The 17,783-nt window shown below is 49.1% G+C and carries 14 protein-coding genes and 1 pseudogene; 7 read left to right on the top strand and 8 right to left on the bottom strand.

The features are described from left to right. Nucleotides 1-46 precede the first annotated feature (46 nt). From K9N21_05000 to K9N21_05020, 5 genes are all read right to left on the bottom strand, one after another. Nucleotides 47-1,414: a sigma-54 dependent transcriptional regulator gene (locus K9N21_05000; protein MCF8143261.1), complete on the bottom strand. Its 1,368-nt coding sequence runs from the start codon at nt 1,412-1,414 to the stop codon at nt 47-49. A 590-nt stretch (nt 1,415-2,004) separates the two neighbouring features. Further along, the gene (locus tag K9N21_05005; protein ID MCF8143262.1) at nt 2,005-3,069 is read right to left on the bottom strand and encodes a sigma-54 dependent transcriptional regulator; all 1,065 of its coding nucleotides are present in this window, start codon (nt 3,067-3,069) and stop codon (nt 2,005-2,007) included. 559 nt (nt 3,070-3,628) lie between these two features. After that, nucleotides 3,629-5,038 carry a sigma-54 dependent transcriptional regulator gene (locus tag K9N21_05010; protein MCF8143263.1) on the bottom strand — a complete coding sequence of 470 codons (1,410 nt, stop codon included), beginning with the start codon at nt 5,036-5,038 and terminating at the stop codon, nt 3,629-3,631. 44 nt (nt 5,039-5,082) lie between these two features. After that, nucleotides 5,083-6,582, bottom strand: a complete 1,500-nt coding sequence (locus K9N21_05015; protein ID MCF8143264.1) for a chemotaxis protein CheX — start codon at nt 6,580-6,582, stop codon at nt 5,083-5,085. A gap of 218 nt (nt 6,583-6,800) precedes the next feature. Next, the gene (locus K9N21_05020) at nt 6,801-7,460 is read right to left on the bottom strand and encodes a response regulator (GenBank protein ID MCF8143265.1); all 660 of its coding nucleotides are present in this window, start codon (nt 7,458-7,460) and stop codon (nt 6,801-6,803) included. 735 nt (nt 7,461-8,195) lie between these two features. On the opposite strand from K9N21_05020, the gene K9N21_05025 reads away from it, so the two are divergent. After that, entirely contained in the window at nt 8,196-8,900 is a 705-nt protein-coding gene (locus tag K9N21_05025) for a hypothetical protein (GenBank protein ID MCF8143266.1), read from the top strand. Between the two features lie 24 nt (nt 8,901-8,924). Here the strand turns inward: K9N21_05025 and K9N21_05030 are convergent, their stop codons facing one another. Together K9N21_05030 and K9N21_05035 are read right to left on the bottom strand one after the other, a co-directional pair. Next, nucleotides 8,925-9,854, bottom strand: coding sequence for an HDOD domain-containing protein (locus K9N21_05030; protein MCF8143267.1), 930 nt, complete (start codon nt 9,852-9,854; stop codon nt 8,925-8,927). A 51-nt stretch (nt 9,855-9,905) separates the two neighbouring features. Then, nucleotides 9,906-10,004, bottom strand: a pseudogene (locus K9N21_05035) (zinc-ribbon domain-containing protein). Nucleotides 10,005-10,537: 533 nt separating this feature from the next. Here K9N21_05035 and K9N21_05040 point away from each other — a divergent pair. From K9N21_05040 to K9N21_05065, 6 genes are all read left to right on the top strand, one after another. Then, nucleotides 10,538-11,257 (top strand): lytic transglycosylase domain-containing protein, encoded by a 720-nt coding sequence (locus K9N21_05040; protein MCF8143268.1) that lies wholly within the window; start codon nt 10,538-10,540, stop codon nt 11,255-11,257. Nucleotides 11,258-11,629: 372 nt separating this feature from the next. Next, nucleotides 11,630-12,469 carry a MotA/TolQ/ExbB proton channel family protein gene (locus tag K9N21_05045; protein ID MCF8143269.1) on the top strand — a complete coding sequence of 280 codons (840 nt, stop codon included), beginning with the start codon at nt 11,630-11,632 and terminating at the stop codon, nt 12,467-12,469. A gap of 15 nt (nt 12,470-12,484) precedes the next feature. Continuing rightward, a complete protein-coding gene (locus K9N21_05050; protein ID MCF8143270.1) occupies nt 12,485-13,390 on the top strand; it encodes a flagellar motor protein MotB in 906 nt (301 codons plus the stop codon). A gap of 365 nt (nt 13,391-13,755) precedes the next feature. Further along, nucleotides 13,756-14,046, top strand: a complete 291-nt coding sequence (locus K9N21_05055; protein ID MCF8143271.1) for a hypothetical protein — start codon at nt 13,756-13,758, stop codon at nt 14,044-14,046. 577 nt (nt 14,047-14,623) lie between these two features. After that, nucleotides 14,624-14,812 (top strand): hypothetical protein, encoded by a 189-nt coding sequence (locus K9N21_05060; GenBank protein ID MCF8143272.1) that lies wholly within the window; start codon nt 14,624-14,626, stop codon nt 14,810-14,812. Nucleotides 14,813-15,581: 769 nt separating this feature from the next. After that, a complete protein-coding gene (locus K9N21_05065) occupies nt 15,582-15,782 on the top strand; it encodes a hypothetical protein (protein MCF8143273.1) in 201 nt (66 codons plus the stop codon). 287 nt (nt 15,783-16,069) lie between these two features. Here the strand turns inward: K9N21_05065 and K9N21_05070 are convergent, their stop codons facing one another. Then, nucleotides 16,070-17,779 carry an HDOD domain-containing protein gene (locus tag K9N21_05070; protein ID MCF8143274.1) on the bottom strand — a complete coding sequence of 570 codons (1,710 nt, stop codon included), beginning with the start codon at nt 17,777-17,779 and terminating at the stop codon, nt 16,070-16,072. Nucleotides 17,780-17,783: the final 4 nt, after the last annotated feature.

Genomic DNA, 17,783 nt, shown 5'->3' on the forward strand with positions numbered 1-17,783 from the left:
GATGGATATACCGAACACCGGACTCTTTAATTTCTCCGTCCTCTTATTAATCCATGGACCCAGGCAGGCCTTCCTCCTTGTACTCTCGCAATTTATTGCGCAATGTCCTGATGCTGATACCCAGCATCTCTGCCGCATGGGTCCGGTTATCATCCACTTCCCTTAATGTCCGGAATATCAATTCCCTTTCCATCTCCCTCACTGTCTGGCCAGGCCTTATCTGATTTGACCGAGGTCCTATATCTGCCGCACCTTCCGGAAACAGATGTTCAGGTAGGATCGTATCCTCTTCCGTTAAAAGAACGGCCCGCTCGATCGTATTCTCCAGTTCCCTGACGTTTCCTTTCCATGCAAGGCCCATCAGCAATGAAAGTGCCGAATCGGATATCCCTTTTACCGGCCTTGCGTAGAGTGATCCGTATTTTTCCATGAAGTGTCGGGTCAGAAGGGGGATATCCCCCTTTCGCTCCCGCAACGGGGGGATGGTGACGGGGATAACATTGACGCGATAAAACAAATCTTCCCTGAATTTCCCCTCTTTCACCGCACTTTTGAGGTCCCTGTTGCTAATGGCAATAACTCTCACATCTATGGGAATGGCCCTGTTCCCGCCGACCCGGTCCACCGCCCTTTCCTGGAGCACCCGTAGCAATTTGGCCTGAATCGGCATGGGCATTTCACTGATTTCATCCAGAACGATCGTCCCCTGGTTGGCAAGCTCAAATTTACCTCTTTTTTTATTGATGGCCCCGGTAAACGACCCCTTTTCATGACCGAACAACTCGCTTTCGGCCAGACCTTCGGGGAGCGAAGCGCAGTTTATGGCGACATAAGGTCTGTCATCCCCCCCACAGTGTCTGTGAATAAATGAGGCCAAGACCTCCTTCCCGGTGCCACTTTCTCCCTGGATAAGCACAGTGGCTTTACTCGGCGCAATATCCTTTGCCAGTTTCAAGATCTTTAACAACTTCGGATCCGTGGTCACCATCGTCTTGGATGGCGCATCCATCTTCTGGTACAGGCGGTCGGGACTGACCCGCATCTGACCATTTGATTTTTTGCAGGCATTCTTGACCACCATCTCTAATGTTTCCGGGGAAAACGGCTTCAATATATAATCTGAGGCCCCCCGTTGCATCGCTTCCACTGCATTTTCAATCGTTCCATCGGCTGTGGTCATGATAACGGGCACATGGGGAGACACCCTTTTCAGCTCGATCAGGACTTCTATCCCGGACATTTTCGGCAACTTCATGTCGGCGATTACCAGACTGAAGTTACCCTTTCCGAATTCGTCGAGGGCCTGCAGGCCGTTTGTTGCAGACACTACCGAGTACCCATTACTGCTCAGTGCGCGGGTCAGCGATGACCGCATGTCAGCTTCATTATCGACAATCAGTATGGGATGCGACATTCAATTGCTCCTTGTCCTGCCCGCCCCCGTCGAGAACCCAGGCCCTGCATCGGACAACTCCTTTCTACACGATAGATGATCGCCGATCTCGTCATACTCAATGGGCGTCACGAAAATACGTCTAAGATTGTCCAATACCGAGGTATTCCGGAGAGGCACGCAGATCAAATCTGCAAGACCCATGCCGTCATTTTGTACGGACAAGGCTGGAAAGAATAGGTGCTTGAACAGTGGCAATGTTTCTGCTCACGGCTGTTTGATTTGACTTCAGCGGATTCTCTTCTTCAAGGAGTGAGGCACCCCCAGCCCAGCATAGACGGAGGCCCAAGGAAGCCCCTGGGGGGCGAAAAGCAACCATACTCAGAGGGCAGGTTGGATTGGAAAGGTTGGAAAACCGGAAGAATGGGGAGGTATTCCGCGGCTCCCCCCTCCGCTGTTCCCGCCCGTTGTCCTTGCCGGAATGATTCACCTTATTCGAGTCCCACTGGAAGGGGTGGGTTTCAGGAAAAATACGGTGAAGCTCGGCGGGCGCCATGTCAATTTGTGACTGTCGGGCGTCACTTCCTTGACAGGCCTTTGATCAAATTAATCTATTGAGAGAGTGGTTCCAAGAGGTTATGTCTCTTTATTTTTTCCACAAGCGTTGTCCTGTTGAGCTGGAGCAGCTTTGCAGCCTGATTCTTTACCCAATTCGTGCGCTTCAACGATTCTAGGATAAGGGCTCTTTCGTACTCCGTCACCGCGGAATTCAGGTTAATCCCATCTTCTGACATGGATATGTTCGCCGGTTCGGAGCAATGCGTTTCTTTCATGAGCTTCTGAGAAAGATCCTGGGATTCAATCCATCCTCCCTCTTTCAGTACCACCATCCGCTCCACAGCGTTTTTAAGCTCTCTCACGTTTCCGGGCCATGAATAACTCTGCATCGCCTTCAGGGCATCCTCAGAAACCCCTTCGACCCTCCTGCCGTTCTTTTTGTTGAACTCATGGAGAAAATGAGAGATCAGAAGCGGGATGTCGGACTTTCGTTCACGCAACGCAGGGACCTTTATTGGAACAACATAGAGCCGGTAAAACAGGTCTTCTCGAAATTTCCTCTTCACCACCAGTGATTCCAGGTCCGCGTGGGTCGCAGCGATGATTCTTACGTCAGCGTGCAGGGTTTTTGAGCCTCCCACCTGTTCAAATTCTCTTTCTTCCAACACCCTCAGGATCTTTACCTGCAGGTTGGTGCTCATATCCCCGATCTCATCTAAGAAGACGGTCCCACCTTTCGCCAACTCGAATTTTCCGGGTTTGTTTGAACTCGCACCTGTAAACGCACCCCGAACATGGCCGAACAGCTCACTCTCCAGGAGATTTTCCGGAATAGCGCCGCAATTTATGGTAATCAGCGACCTCTCCCGTCGATTGGACCTGCTATGAATCGCGCGCGCAACCATCCCCTTGCCGGTCCCGCTCTCTCCGGTAATGACCACGGTACTTTCGCTGTCAGCCACCTTCTCGATAAGGCTGTATATGGTGCACATCTCCTTGCTGCAGCCGATAATGTCACCATATTTATGAGAGCGCGCAGGATCATCCGCCGCTTGGCATGCAGCGGTTGCCGGGGGTGGATGTCCTGAGTCCTTCACCTTCAATGCTGCGTTCAGCAATTGTGTCCCTCCCGTTTGGCTGGGTGTCTAAATTATTTCGTCATTATCGTCCGCTATGTTCCTTGGGGAACACTCCGCCGCACTTAAGTCGATCATCCCGATTATCGATGCCTTTGCAGATTCAAGCATTGACCGGGGAAGCGCATACCCTGTCTTCCGGCCATGGAAAAAATGCCTGCCCAGAGGGCTTCCGTGTTAATCTCAGCAAACCCCGTGCCAGATGCGACCCAGGACCTCAAAAAAATAAATTTGATAGTGATTAGAATAATATGGAGAGATTAGGAAGACTCAAAGAATGCCTGCTTTAAGGCCGGATTTTTGCAGAACGAGAAACCGATGCAGGTGCCCTTTCTGCACAAAAGCAAGCCTGCTTACACATCAGTGGCAAACCCTGAGGCCAACACACAGAAATTAATATCCGATAAAAATCCTTTCAATTTGGTGAGTTAGGCACGAAGACCAAGGGATTTTCGGCTTTCGCCCTATCCGGCTGAGGATGAAAAAAGGTAGAAACAAAGATTGGGATACCCCAGGGGGGGGGGGCATTTGCAATCTGCAATTATACATTCGCATTTTGCAAGGCGTTCTGAGGGATCCCATATTTGGCGATCTTTCGATATAAGGTGCTCAGATTTATGCCGAGCAGCCGGGATGCATCGGGTTTACTTCCCTTTGTTTCAGCCAATGCCCTTCTGATGAGGGCGACCTCGTTCTCTTCCAGATTAAAGTTTCCTGCTCTGGCATTAACATCTCTACCTGAACCTCTGACAACAGGGGGTAGATCATCCATCCCGATGGTCTCGGCTACTCCAAGGGCGAATGCCCTCTCAACGGCATTCTCGAGTTCTCTTACATTTCCCGGCCAGTCGTACTCCAAAAAGAGACTCAAGGCTTCAGGAGATATTTTTTTCACGATCTTTCTCTTGTTCGTTTCTCCGAATCTGTTGATAAAATGATTGACCAGGGGGGGGATGTCTTCTTTTCGCTCTCTCAGTGGAGGGATCTGAATAGATACCACATTCAGGCGGTAATAGAGGTCGCGCCTTAGCTTTCCGGTCTCCAGTGCCTCACTGATGTCTTTGTTGGTGGCCGCAATGACCCGGGTATCCACATATGTTTCCCGGGTATCCCCGACAGGCCGTATCTTCCTTTCCTGTAGGGCCCGGAGGAGCTTAACTTGTAAAGGGGGGGGCATTTCAGCGATTTCATCCAGAAAAATAGCGCCTCCTTCAGCGGCCTTCATAAGTCCCTCTTTGTTGCGGATAGCCCCTGTAAAGGCGCCTTTTACATGGCCAAAGAGTTCGGTTTCCAGCAGACCTTCAACCAGGGCGCCACAATTTATGGAAATAAACGGGCCGTTTTTCCGGTTGCTGTTATTATGGATCACCTTGGCGAGGACTTCCTTCCCTGTCCCGCTTTCCCCCTGGATCAGAACCGTAGGGTCATCCATACTGATTCTGTCGATGATCTCATAGATGTCCTGCATCCCCGAACTCAACCCGATGATATCATCGTAGCGGTACCTTTCTTTCAATTTATATTTCAAATGGAGGTTTTCTTGTTTCAGCCTCTTCTTCTCTAAAATCCTGTCAATCAGCAGTTTCAGGCGATCCAGGTTGATCGGCTTCTGCAGATAGTCGTATCCGCCCAATTTCAGGGCCTTGATTGCACTCTCAATGGATCCATATCCGGTCACGATGATGACTTCGGTTTCGGACTGGATTTTTTTTACGGCCTTGAGTAGTTCAAGACCGCTCAGTTGGGGCATGTTGAGATCGGTAATAACCACGTCAAAATTGTCCTTTTGCGCCAGTTCAAGTGCGTTTCGTCCGTTTTCTGTAACGACGACGCCGTAGCCCCTTCGAGACAAATATGTCTTTACGATGGAAAGCATATCTTTCTCATCGTCCACAAAGAGGATTTTCGATTCCACATACTGTTGTTTCGTCATCTCTCTTTCGGCCATCATGCCCCGTTTCTCAAACCGCCTATCGTCATCGCAGCCATCCTAGGTTATTCGCTCAGTGTCCTGATCCGCTCCATTCGGGTGACTACCTCGGTAATCCGGATCCCATATTTTTCGTGGTCCACAATGACCGACCCCTTCGCGATCAGTTTGTTATTCGCATATATATTCAGGTCCTCGTTTTCAACATTCGACAGAATAACCGGGGCGCCGGGTGCAAGTTCGCTGACTCTGCCGATCGTCATCCGGGTCTTTCCCAATTCCACACTGATCTCAACCGGTATATTGAGAACAAATTCGAGATTGGGTGAAGCCTCCTGCAAACCAATTTCCTGCGCCCCAACCTGGGGGTGTGCACAGTCTTCGGCGGGTATTCGTCCTGAAACGCCTGCTTCCTGTCCAACAGCAGCCGCCTCTGCTAATGGCCCGGGCAGGGACGTCTCATCAACAGAGACCCCGGCATCATCTGCCTGGGCCTTGGCCTGAGCCACAATCTCATCGATTGTTGCGGAATTTAGTTCGTCATTGATCGAAGCCTTTGCATTTTCATCAATTTTCACACAGACCTGTACAAAGATATCATGTTCGTAGAATCTGAACGCAAACTGCTCATATCTGGCCATATTGAGGGTTTCGATTCTGAAGTCATCACCGATGGTAATGGAGGGCGGCGATATCTCACATTTCAATCCCGAGTCGCAGAAACCGGACTTGAGATTCCCTGCTACGATATTACACAGTTCCCCGATCACATCCTTGGTTTGTTCATCGCCGTCCACCTCTTCCAGGGGGATGCCCATCATTTTGGAAGCCACAATCCTCGAAAATGTCTTGCCTAACTGTATATTGACGCTACCCGCGACCTCCCCTGCGAAATTAACGGCCCCTACCGCTCGAACCCCTTCAATGTGCTGCCCGTCTTTTGAATCTGACAACTCCAGCTTCATGGACAGCATCAGATCAAACAACTCTATAACCGTATCTCCGGCAGATGAAATGATATCCAGTCTTTCAAACTTGTTGATATCGATACTTGTTAACTTTCTCAATGCCTCAGGGGGTGCATCTTCAGCGAGTTTCAAACATACTTCCACCAGAAAGTGGTGCTCCTGGTAGCGGAAAGCAAATCGTTCATATCTTGCCATATTGAGGGTCTCAATATCGAAGTTCTTCCCCAACGTCACCGTGGGGGAAGAGATAACGCAGGAAAGACCGCTGTCGTTCAAGGCTGACTTGAGGTTTCCACCCACGATATTGCACGTTTCAAGGATGACATCTTTTATCTCATTTTCTCCCTCGATCTCCTCTAAGTCCATCCCAAGCATTTCCGAGGTCATCAAGCGCGCGAAGGCATCTGTTGTTTCGACTTTTATGGCGCCGATAATCTCTCCGGCAACACTCACGGATCCTGCGATCCGGGGCGAGTCCCATCCTGAGAGATTTTCAGGATCGCACGGTTCAACCTCCATAGAGAGCATGGTATCAAATAAATCCATGACAGATGCGATCACCGGCCCCTTTATCTCAAATGTGGTAATCTCTTGCATAGGTTCCTTTTTCTGACAAAACAGTTTGGCCGCTTAAGGGTATTTCATAATTCGCGACCGATTCACCCATCCAACGGTTTAATTTCTTGCCCACGACCCTGCCATCTGTTCACTTTGGATTCCCTCAATCCCCGATAGGCATTCTATGAACCCTGATCTTCACCCAGACTATCGATTGATGGCTTTTTTCAGAGTCTCAGACGTAACGCTCCGACGATCTACTCCTTGATATATTCTTTGACCAGGCCCAGCATTATGCTTATTTTGGTTGGCTTTGACAGGACAGGATATCCATATTTCCTGACCTCGTCATCCAGCGCATCTTTCAACGGTCTCACTCCGAAAAAGCCGCTGATGTAGATCACTTTTATCGTGGGATCTTTCTCCCGAATCTTGCTTATAAGTTCCAACCCATTCATCTTAGGCATGACGATGTCTGTAAAAACAAGGTCCGGTTTGAATTTCAGATACGCCTTGTACCCTTTATCCCCATCCACAGCGACTCTCACATCATACCCTTCCATTTGAAAGACATCCCTGAGCGTCTCCTGTAAACCGAATTCATCTTCCACAACCAGTATTTTCTTTTTTGCGGAGCTGGATTTTAGATTATCCTTGCTTCGAACCAATTCTACAAGGGACCTGTCATCCACGGATTTTAGACTTTCATTCAATCGATTGAGCTTCTGCTGGAGCTGTCTTGCCTTGTCAGCGTTTCCAGGATTCAGATCCGGATGATATACCTTGCTCAGCAGGCGATAGCTCGATTTTATATAGGATATCGCCGATCTCTCGCCAAGTTCGGAACAGATCTCCCTGGCCTTTTCAAGGAGCCCAAGCGCAGACAGATCTCTTTCCAATACGTATAATTTCTTCATATTCAAGCCCCTGAAATAACGGATGATCAATAATCAAAAGGTATCCAACCCACTAAATAGTGCCTGAACGAAAACCCTGTTCAGGCACTATTGAATATTCAAGAATTGAAAATTGATGGAACAAAATTTACATTAACAGAACCTCTTCTCATAGTTCACTGTTTCTTGATTTTTCGGGTTTCCGTTCGGGTACTAAATATCAACTGCCCGAGAATGCGGGCATCCATTTAAAGCAGCCATGGGCTTATCGTTGATCGGATATCACACCACTATAGCAAGCCCATCGGGGTAAATCCTTTAATTGCTGAAAAATCTCTGCATGAATCATGCCCAAGCATGTATATCAAGCCCTTTGGTTCCATGGATAGGTACAGAACATATTAGAGAGAAAAGAAAGAGGGAAACAAGAATGGATGTCACTTCCCAGCGCGTGTTGAACCGACGATAGAGGCCCTTTAGCATATTTTCAAGAATGCAGCCTCCCACCCTCAATGGGCTCCGCGTCAAAACTTCGACGACATAAGGGCTGGGTTGACAGGCTGGGCACCTCTTGGCGGTATCATTGGGAAAGCCGGGAGTTATTCAAGTTGGGAGCATCTGAGCACCATTTGAATAACTCTCCACAAAAACACTCGACAATCAGAAATACAGGCACTAAACTGTAAACCAGTCTTGCGGCCGTTCACAATGACCTGGCTGAAACAACGACTCAATGCCAATATTTCAGCAGAAAGTTTGAAACGACATCAAATGCGGACCGAAGATATCATTAAAGGCCTGTTGAATCTTACTCGAATTTCAACTCAGAATGGCGAAGAGCAGATTGAAGAGGCTAAGATTATCGATGTCCTGGATGCCCTGCTCGCCTCAGATGATCTGGCTCTCACAGAGCTGATCCCCATATTGCTGTCGCTCTTTGCACAAAGCGGTTTTTCCATGGACCTGACGCCTCTCTTTGATAAATACGGGATAGGGAGTCAACAGGGGGAGACACTGCAGAAATTTCTTCTGATCACCCTCTCTATGCTAAAGGAAGAAAATCTTCCGCTCCCAGCCGATTGCAGCAAACAAGAAACTTTGCTGAAAAAGAGGTGGGGGGATCTGGCATCGACCGATATACTTGAGTTGGGAGATGGGATTTCACTGCAGATGAACCGTCTGAGAGAGGTCTTCAGGCGATATACCAGTCAGCTGCATGCGGTTCAACCAATCCGGAGCAAAGAAGCGCAAGGAGACTCTACGTCATCCCCCCCCCGGTTTCATCGGCAATTGAGGCTTCTTTTCCCAGCAAAACAAGAAGAGCTGATTCTGAAAAAACTTAAAGGAGACCCCTTGACCAAGACGGAACGAGAATATTACTCTCGGGTAGTAAAAAAGAAGTTGAAAATGTTGGCAGACAAGAACCTCCAGGAACTTGCGGCAAGGCTTATTGCGCGTTAGAATCTGCGCATCCATGATTCCAAATCAGGCAGGTTCCTCCAGGACCTCCGACATAATATTTTCCACGGACTCCCCGATTTTCCTCTGTAACAGAGTCACTTCTTCCTCATCAATGTCCAGGAACTCGATAGCTTTTTTATCCGCCGCGTAAAGCATATCATCAACCCCAATACCGTATCCACATCTTCTGGCCATAATATCGGCCAGGTGAACAACATACCCCAATGCGCCGCTTGACGAGATGGGGCGATGGTGAGTTGCCACAGATTTCATTAAAGTCAGGGGAAGGCCCCATTCCCCGAACATTTCAGCACACACCTCGGCATGGTTGATCCCCAAAATTATCTTTTCCGCTTGCAGGAGTGTATGAGACCCATCGCCCATAATCTCGTCAAATGCGGCTTTTCTTTCAAAAATATACGGGTCCAGCATAATCATACCGGCGTCATGAAGAATTCCGGCAGAAAATGCATCTTCGGCGAGTTCCGGACATTTCTTGGCGGCAAGTAGTTTTGAACCCACGGCAACAGCCAATGAATGACGCCACAGGATCCCTGAATCGAGACCATAGCCCCTCAGATTTTCTCCCAAAAAACCTCTGGCGCCCGCCATCGTAATAATTTCTCCCAGAATTTTATTCCCGAGGAGAACAGAGGCATGGTTTATGGAGGTCACCTTTCCGGACAGGCCATAATAAGCGGAGTTGGCGACTCTCAGTGCATTGGTCGTGATCCCCTGGTCCGTCTCGATCACCTCCGCCAATTCTCTCAATCCGGAGAAAGGGTTCGACATCACCATTTGCGCCTTGGCAATAACTTGAGCCACCGGCGGAATAAAACCCATCAGGCACATCCGGATTTTGCTGGTGAGCGCCCGTACTTTTGCAGGATCGTGTTCTGCAGGCGCGTGAACGCTCGGATCTCGAGGCGCTGAGACGTTATCATCAGGAACCATCGGGGAAGTCCCCTTTTCCTTCTCCTGGGGCCGGGCGAACCGGATCTGGCAATTACATTTTTTGCACTTAAACGCAACCGTCTTGCTCTGAGGCAATAATTCCTCGGGGATTTGATAGGTGGACTTACAGCCCGGGCAAACTATTCGCATTGAAATTTCCTTATCCCTGTTGTGAACACACAAGAGTCACCGCAACATCTTCTGAAAAAAAAGGTGTCGACATTTTATAGACCCCTTTTTGCCATGTCAATCGCCCATTTACCTAACCCTTTTTTTGTTCCGGCAAATGCGATAGCGATGCATAAGGCGGCACGAATATTGCTTCATTATATCACCTTGACTTTGTGATAAACAGGACATCGGATGTTGGGTTCATTCCAGCTAGATAGAGGAATATGTGGGCGGTTCCATATGATTTCCATCCAAAATCCGGCCGACCTAAAGGCGAAGAACGCCCATAACTTCAGATCTCTCGGAGGCATTTTTCTTGACACCCATGCATATCTCTCTTAAGCTTCATCTGCTGACGCTCAGGATGAGGGATATTCCTCCCGAATGTAAGAACTGGTTTTGGTGAATTCGAAATGAAAGATAACCGCGGCCATAGAAAAAAGACCAAAACAGCGACCGTCCCTGTTTTCCCATCTCACTCCTGCAGCCGCTTTGGCCGGCCAGGATTATGGATGCCTGTCTTTGCCTGTCTGATCCTTCTTGTCTTTACCGGAAATGCCGCTGCAATATCATTGAAACTCAAGTTGGAAATGCTGGGTTACAATGAAAATGAAATACGGGCGATTCTTTCCGGAAAAGAACGCCGGGCAGACATCGACAGGAAAATCCGGATGAAAATGTTGTGTCTTAATGTTCCCCCGCGCCCGTTGTCTGCGAATACGGTCAATTATGGGCTTGAAAAAGGTTACAAAGAGAGCGCCGTTACCCCGGATCTTGAAAAACAAATACCTTTGCCCGGCATTGAGGGGTTGCCCACAAAACGACCTAACCTTCAAGAGAGGGAGAAACAATATCTCCCCATCATCCGAACCGCGGCAAAAAATGCCCGTCTTGACGAAAGCCTCATTATGGCGGTGATCAAGGTGGAATCCAACTTTGATCCGGAGGCCGTCTCCCCCAAAGGCGCCATCGGCTTAATGCAGTTGGTGCCTTCCACCGCAGACTTTCTCGGAGTGACAAATCCTTTTAATCCCACACAAAATATCCATGGCGGGGCTAAGTACCTTTCTCAATGTATCGACACATTCCAGGACATGGAATTGGCCCTGGCCGCATACAATGCCGGACCGCATCTGGTCGGTCAATTAAAAAAGGTCCCTCCCTACCCCGAAACCCGGAATTTTATCAAAAATGTCTTTTTGTACAGAAAGATGTATGACGGATTGCTGTAATTAACTCCCATGCCCTCGCCCCCGAGTCTTTTTGCACCCCTGAAGAGGTCCCAACCTGTTTGCCATTTTTTGATATCTCCAGGTGATATCACCTTCTCGCCGTTAATACTTTTCCGTGACAGATGCGTCCCAAGCTTCGTGTAAAGCCTGGCCAAATCTCGCCCGTGAGGTTCATCCCGAGGTGAACCCCTTCGAACTTCTGGATGGGTAAAGCCATTCCTTGCCCCAAGGGCAACTTTTTCCCATATGCAAAGGATATCACAATTTATCTAACTAAATGGAATTATTCGACTTAAATCAAACGACGCCGCGTGGCATAAACTGTGCATCAGATCTCTACCCAAAGACAACTTCAGTGAAGGAGAACAGCCCATGACCCAAATGCTACTTCTCATCGCCGGACTGGCGATTTTTTCGCTCTTTATCGGAAATGTGGTGGGGGATCTATCCGACATGACCAACCTGAAGAGCTACCTCCTTGTTTTCGGGGGGACCCTGATTTGCGGCTTCATGGCATTTCCCCTCAAGACATTCAGAGGACTCTTGAAGAGCCTCCATCAGGTTTTCCGGCATGACGAAGGGGACAATAAGACCTTGCTGTATGAAATAGAAACACTTGCCCACGTCAGATGGCTGTACGGGATCAGAGAGCTGGAAAAAGAAGGGAAAAGGGCCGGCAACCATTTTCTTCGCAAAGGAATTGAATTTATAGTAGATGATTACCCCCGGGAGGAAATTGATGAGATCATGGATAGGGATTTTGACATCTATTTATCAGGGAAAATGGCACAGGTCAATATCCTGAACACCCTCGCAAAGCTTGCGCCGGCTATCGGTTTTGTGGGTACGATCATCGGTCTGATCAGCGTGCTCAATAACATGCAGAATCCAGACGAAATCGGTAAAGGGATGTCTCTTGCGTTGCTGACCACATTATATGGATCATTGCTCTCCCACTTTCTATTTGTCCCGCTGGCCAAGAAGCTTTCCGAATACACAAGAACCGAGTGCATTCAGCTCAGCATCATAAAGGAAGGGGTGATGGCAATTTCCGATAAGAAGAATCCCAAAGTCGTTTCTCATCATCTGCAGTCCTATCTGACAACTCATTCCCTTCAGGATGCACGGAGTCCTGACACATTGTCCCCTTCAGGAAACCTTCCTGAAAAATCTTTTTTCCAGAGACTGCTCATGAAAAAGGAAACCGGTTAACCGAGGTTTGAAGTGATGGACAATCAATTCCTCTTTTCCAGGCAAAGAGACACCACAAGAAGCGATATACTTAGGGCGGGTTCCGTTGAGGAAGACACGTTTTCATGGGGCCTGGCAGATCTTCTGATGCTTCTCCTGATCTTTTTTATATTCCTGTACGTCCAATCTTCAGGTCAGATACTTTCCGGCGCCCCCACTTCACCTTCTTCAACCGCCGCCGCATCTGTAGCGGCGGTTCATCCGGGGCCTATCCCCCTTCATCGGATGGAATCCCCCATCTTTACACCCATTTCCAACAAACCGAACGAGGTCCCCACCCTGAGGGATACACATCCCTCCAAACCCATGAACACAGCGCCGGTTGTTTCCAATTCGCCGGCAATTCCGGAACCACCGCAGAAACCTCTGGAAACGGAAATTTCCAGAGGATCATGGTCCGAAGGTTCCATGGAGGGCCTGCGCCAGGAGGCCCTAAGCGCCATACATGAAACCGAGGAATCGGCTTGCTCCATCAGATGGAACCAGAATAGGCTTGTCTTTGTTTTAGGCGAGCGATTCACCTTCCCTGTTGGCGAAGCGCATTTATTGGCGGACTTCGAGCCGACGCTGAACCAGATTGCCGGCCTTATCGCCGCCAAAAAAGAATACAGAGTCATGGTCTCAGGTCATACCGATGACACCCCCATCGCAACGGATCAGTTTCCCTCAAACTGGGAGCTGTCCGCGGCCCGGGCAATCACCGTTGCCAAATCCATCATTCGAAGCGGGGTTGATCCACGCCGGATAACCATCCAGGGATACGGCGAGTTTCGTCCCCTCCACGAAAATTCATCTCCTGAAAACAAAGAGGCGAATCGAAGAGTCGAGATCGCCCTGTTCAAGGAAGATTACAGAGAACAGGATTCTGAACCCCTCTATTGAGCTTTGCAGGTGAAACCGGTCCTGGGTCGTCGTTGCAGGGAAACTGTAATCTTGTTTCGGGACCTGTTGCGGGATAGCGGTCGAAGCGAAATGCAGATCCTGCAGGTTGCGTGACCCTCGGGCAACCCCTCCATCTATTCAATCGATAACCCGAAGACCATCCCTGTTCATTGCCATACCACCGGCGCAATAGTCCCTCACCTGTCAACGGCCGCTCGGCCCGATCAAACACCTCATATATGGCACACATTATATTTTTTTTATTTTTTTTAAATAGTACTAAAGTTTTAATCCCTGACTCCCGATAACAGGATAAGAGGGATAAAAGGTTCAGTCGAAAACAGAATAGGAAGAGGAGGTTTGCCATGATTGATTCTGCAGCCGCAGGAATGAGCCTGAATGAACAGCAACTGAATCATCAGAATGTCGTCAAGGCCCAGGTCCACTTTGTTCAGGAAAATAATAAACTTAAGGAAAACCGTCCGGTTGAAGCTGCTGAAAACAGCCCTGAGCCCGATATGAAGGGGGAGGGGGAGACACGGACAAAAACAGTCATAGATGAAAATAACATGGTCGTCGTGGAGAAATATAATGAAGAGGGGGAGTTGGTAAACAAGACCCCGCCGGGGTATGTCCCCCTCAGCGAACTGCTTTAACACCAGCGCAAAGTCTCTTTTTTAGAATCCGCATCAATGACCGTATGCCCTGCGGGTGAAGGCCGGCCAATTGATCCTCTAACTCATGCACCTGCAGGGATTTCTTTGTCCTGAAGAAGCCTTCCCCGAACAGCTCTTCTTGGAGTTCTCCCGGTAGCCCTGCTGATCATAACCGCTGTTGCACTGCAAAATTTTCCCACTGAATTCAAATGTCGGACGTTGGACGTCCGGATCGTCAATACTATGCCCCTCTCGCGCCGGAAACCCAACCGGAATCGTCCAGACGTCACCTCTTTATGGAGCCGTAAAAACCATCTCTTCGTGCAATTCCAGACAGTTAATCCCAATGTGCACGGCTCGGATCTCAAAAATAGCGTATGGATGTCTTCCAAACGCTTTTTTGCATGGATATTGCATAATTCTAAAGATCAGGAGACGCATAAACCGCATGGCACCGGGGACGAGGATGAACGGGACTCACACGGCCTTAAGAAATCGACACCTTGTACCGATACATCAGATAAGGGCCGCAAGAGAATCCACTGTTGATTGATTTTGAGAAAGGATAACAATAACCATGTATCTTACCGCCAAAAACGGCTTGAGCATTCATGACATCCAACAGATTTTCTTCGAAGATCAGTGTCTTTTTGACAAGACCATCGCAGCCCTGAAACAAAGAAAATACATTGACAAATTGAATGCCGGTCAACCTCAACATCCCTTAACTGCACCATATGATGGCGAAGGCCGCCAGAGGCTATAATTCAGCAGGGGGGCTTTGAAACGTCATCTATGTTTCGCTCCCCCCACCGGCATGGCTATATGTTGCCGGTCCCTGCGGATGAATCCGCGAGTGCAGCAAAAAATGGCGGTCACACTCAAGCGACTGTTCAGATTCAGATAAAGTTATGCGGCGGTGTTGACGATAATATGGGAGGTACGATTCCATCTGAAAAGAGGATAGAGCAATGTTAACTCTTCCATTTATAGAAAAAGCTATCGACTTTCTTTCCACTAAACATGGATGCGACAGAAATCTGTTGGGGTATGTAGGCACATGGGAATTTCCTGCCAGAGAAAAAAAACTGGTCTTATTTAACATAGAAGATCCGGCCAGCCCATTGTTTAGGTCCACTGTGGCTTATGAGATCATGTATGCACATTTGGGCGGATGATATAGCGCTTTCTGATTTTGCACTAACCCATCGAATTAATAACCTATTTTTCGTTTCCTAAAATATGCCGCCTTGGCCGGTTAGGCCTTGGCGGCAGATTTTATCGTCCACAAAGCATCCCCCGCTCTTGGCGTTGCACAAAAATCTGCATAAATTTGAGTTTGACAACGGTCTTCCGATTTCCTATGTTATTTATATTGAGGAAAAATAGAAAAGATTTACCCCCCAAGAACCGTGGCAGACGCGTCGTTTTCAGCGTTGATTAACGTCAAAGCAGGAATCAAAGAGAGCGTTCCGTCGTCGATTCTCAAATCCCTTTGAATGGGTTTCCCGAAAATGGTCGTTGCAGACGCCTTGATGCCGATAGATAGTTTTCTCCCTGTGCCCATAGGGGCTGATAATCGTCCGGGCATGGAATATCGATATCTCCCGGCCCGATCCAGGGAGCCGGTGGTATTTGAGGTGTGTTCCCCTGCCCAATCATCGTTCGTTTACGGATCCGACGGACAGGAAGTGATCACCCCCAAAAGGGGGCAGTTCATAGACTGCTATATTTGATCTCCCGCGTCATCCGCCCGGAGAATTTTCGAGGCGTGTTTTAGGCCCTTATTTCCTGGTCTTCTGTCATGAAAAACAAGAAAATATGGCCATCCTTCCACTGCGCGCTTAGCCCTCCGTCATTCCGGCACGTTTCTAGCCGGAATCCAGAAATACGGCGGAGTGGATTCCGGCTAAGGGCATGCCGGAATGACGGGACAGTACTCAGGCGTTTTGGTTGCGGGTATCCGCTTTAGCAAACTCCCGGGGTAGAAATCCTTACACATACCCTCTCGACAGGTTCTTCGTCAAACTTCGGTGTTAATCGCCCCTGAAGGTTTGGCGTGTTGGGTTGGGAGAAATAATCTGACGACGTTACCCGTAGCTTCCGGGTGACTGAGTTCAATTCGTCCCCTGTGGGCTTCGATGATCTTTCTGGCCAGGGGAAATCCCAAACCTTGGTCAAAGGACTTTCCGGAAAGATTCGAATCCAACAGGAGGTTTCGGATCGTCTCCAGAATAGGGGCCCCATCATCGGAAATGGTCAGGGCCACTTCATTCGTTAAAGCAGACGGCCGTATGGATAACACTATCTGACCGCCGGTTTGATCGATCGCCTCTGCCGCGTTTTTGATAAACTGCCGCATTACCTTTATCATGCCATCCCTGTCCATCGGAATCTTCAAGGTTTCACGATAAAAATCTCTAATGACCCTGACGTCCCTTTCGCGAAACAGATCCGCAAGCTCATCGACGACCTCATTAACGAGAGGAATCAGGTCCCTTTCGGAAAAAGAGGGTTCATAGATCTGTGAATAATCGACAATTTCCCTGAGAATCCGCTCTAACCGTTCGGATTCCTTTGCAATAATTTTAGCGTATTCTTGGGCGCGATTTCTTTCGGAGGCATGGCGCGACAGTCTTTCGGCAAAGCCCCCAATGGCCAGAAGCGGATTGCGAATCTCATGGGCGACCGCGTCCAAAGTGTTGTTGAGGGTCTCCTGGCGGCCAAGGTCAGCCGCTTGCGAAATCTCGACCAGCGACTGATCGTAGGACTTGACCTTTGCAACGAGCCCCTGGATCGACGTATCCAACGAAGCCGTGAGCCTGGCTAAGGCGAGGTTTGCCTTTTCCATGACGGCAATGATATCCTTTTCCGAATCAATCTCTATTCTGAGTTGTTCTCCCAGTTCTTCCACCTTGCCGAAAGTCATCGACAGGATGTCGTCCACCTGGTCCTTATCGAGAAAAAAAAGTTCCCGGGCCACTTTGTGGAGCTCGTACAGGGTGTCTGTCGACCCAAAAACGATTTCTGTCGCCCTCCTCGCCAACTCCACGATCCTGCACAGGGTCGGCCTGTCCGACGACAGGGCCTCATCCCCGAAATATCTCTGGCACTCCACCAGGTCTTCAGAAAACCGCCATCGCTGAAGGACAAGCGCCCCCACCTTTCGATGGTGAATCCCGAACTTTTCCTCCTCCGATGAAATAAGTGCCTCCAGGGGTTCATCTCCCCTGAAAAACGTTTCCTCCGGGTCGGATATGGCACTGTGGAGCATGAGCTGACCGACCTCCAGGAGCAGACCACCGACAAAGGCCTCTTCCGGGCGCAAATCAACCAGCCTCGCAGTCGAGGTGAGTTCCTGAGCAATCAATGCCCTGTAGAGGGAGGTCTTCCAGAAGCTGTTGTAATCCACACCGCCTTTCCGGTCAGCTGGAAAGGTATCTCGGAGGGAAAGGGTTAATGCCATGAGGCGCACACGCTTGAAACCCAACAATACAATGGCTTGAGGGATGGATGTGACCCGAGCCGGCCGGGAAAAAAACGCACTCCCCGTCAGTTTGAGAAGCCTCGTGGCCAGGGCAGGGTCCTTTTCAATAATGTCAGCCAGGTCCCGTGCGCCCTTTCGGTCGTCTGTGGCCAGTTCGACTAACCGAACGGCGAGAGGAGACAGCCCTGGAACGCCATCACTTTGTACGATCTTCTTAAGCAATTTTGCCTTGCGCTGATCTCTCATAGTT

This window comes from Deltaproteobacteria bacterium, assembly GCA_021737785.1.
GTDB lineage: Bacteria > Desulfobacterota > DSM-4660 > Desulfatiglandales > Desulfatiglandaceae > AUK324.